The organism is Paenimyroides ummariense, assembly GCF_900115115.1.
Taxonomy (GTDB): Bacteria; Bacteroidota; Bacteroidia; order Flavobacteriales; family Flavobacteriaceae; genus Flavobacterium; species Flavobacterium ummariense.
On record NZ_FOVI01000065.1, the window covers coordinates 1 to 1,611 of the forward strand.

Consider the following 1,611-nt stretch of genomic DNA (forward strand, 5'->3'; position numbering starts at 1 on the left):
AAGCTCCGGGGAATACCTGTAATAATGATAAGGCACAGCCGTATGGATGAACTGGAAAATTATTTGAAAACACTTAACAACAGGTATGAAAAGGTATGGTACATGGCAGATGGAATTTATTCGATGTATGGTGACTGCCTACCAGTAGAAAAAATAATGGAACTGATGCATCGGTATAAGAAGCTATTTGTATACGTTGATGACGTGCATGGTATGAGCTGGAAGGGTGTCAACGGCACCGGATTTATTAAAAGTCACTGGGATGCCATCCCCGACCGTATGGTTCTGGTGAGTACCCTTAGTAAAACCTTCGGAGCCAGCGGTGCATTCGTCGTATCGGGAGATTACCTTCTTATGTCGAAGATCAGGAATTTCGGTGGTCCGCTGACATTTTCAGCACAGTTGGAACCATCTGCGGTGGCTGCTGCAATCGCATCTGCGAAAATCCATCTGAGTACTGAAATTATAGAAAAGCAGGAAAAACTGCAGAAACGTATTGATGCACTACAAAGCGCACTGGTTCACGCAGGAATACCATTGATGTCAACAGGCGATACTCCTGTCTTTTTCATTCCGACAGGTATGCCCGATACGGCTTATACGCTGATGAGAAAACTGTCGATTGATGCCTGCTTTGTAAACCCTGCACTTTTTCCCGCAGTCCCGGTCAACAATGCCGGCTTAAGAATTACCGTCAGTAACCATAACAGTCTGCAGGATATTGACTATCTCGCCGGACTGCTGGAGAAACATTATGACAAGGCACTTGTTGTTACAGGCAACAGCTACAAAAAAGTTGGCCGTGCCTTTAAAAGACAGTTCGTACCAAAAAAAGAAGAACGTGCTAAAAAGGCAAATTTATTTCACTCTGCGGTTTACAGTTCGATTGATGAAATAGACGAAGTCTTGTGGAATTCGGTGTTGCACGATCAAGCTTTTGACTACGCTGGCACAAAGTTTCTGCAAGGATACTTTTCGAGTTTGCATTCGGATGATCCGAACCATATGCAGTTCAAATACTATTTGGTTAGGAACAGCAACGGTTCGGTTGAAGCACTTACCTATACCACTGTTTCCTTATGGAAGGAGGATATGCTGTCGCATGAAATGGTTTCTGAAAGAATAGAAAAGGTTCGTTTGGAAGATCCAACCTTTCTCACGGAAAAGGTAATGGGTATGGGTTCCTCTTTTACAGAAGGTTGTCACATGTACATAAACAAAGGCTCAAAAGATCTTCGGTTTCTTCAAAGAGCTTTTTTCGACTGTATCGAAGGAGAGTTTGAAAAAGGTGGCTACGGTAAGCTGGTTTTGAGAGATTTTAAAAAAAGATATTTTTTATATCATACGGCACAAGACCGCGGTTACTTGGTTGCGGACATGCCGGACGCTGCTGTTTTTTGCGATTTTGATTGGAATACTTTGGAAGAATTTGGACAACAGCTTTCAAAACGTTCCCGACGTCACTTTCGTACAGAAGTACTTCCGTATGCTGATGATTACGATGTGACAGTATCAAATCAGTTGTCAATACGTGACCTAACTGTTTGCTATAAGATGTATTGTGAAGTAAAAGCGAATAACTTCTCCATAAACAATTTCGAATATAGCGTG

General features: G+C 42.3%; 1 protein-coding gene. It reads left to right on the top strand.

What is annotated here, in order from left to right; translation table 11 throughout:
- Window positions 1–12 precede the first annotated feature (12 nt).
- A partial coding sequence (locus BM253_RS17060) for an aminotransferase class I/II-fold pyridoxal phosphate-dependent enzyme (protein WP_262487603.1) occupies window positions 13–1,611 on the top strand: 1,599 nt, incomplete at its 3' end.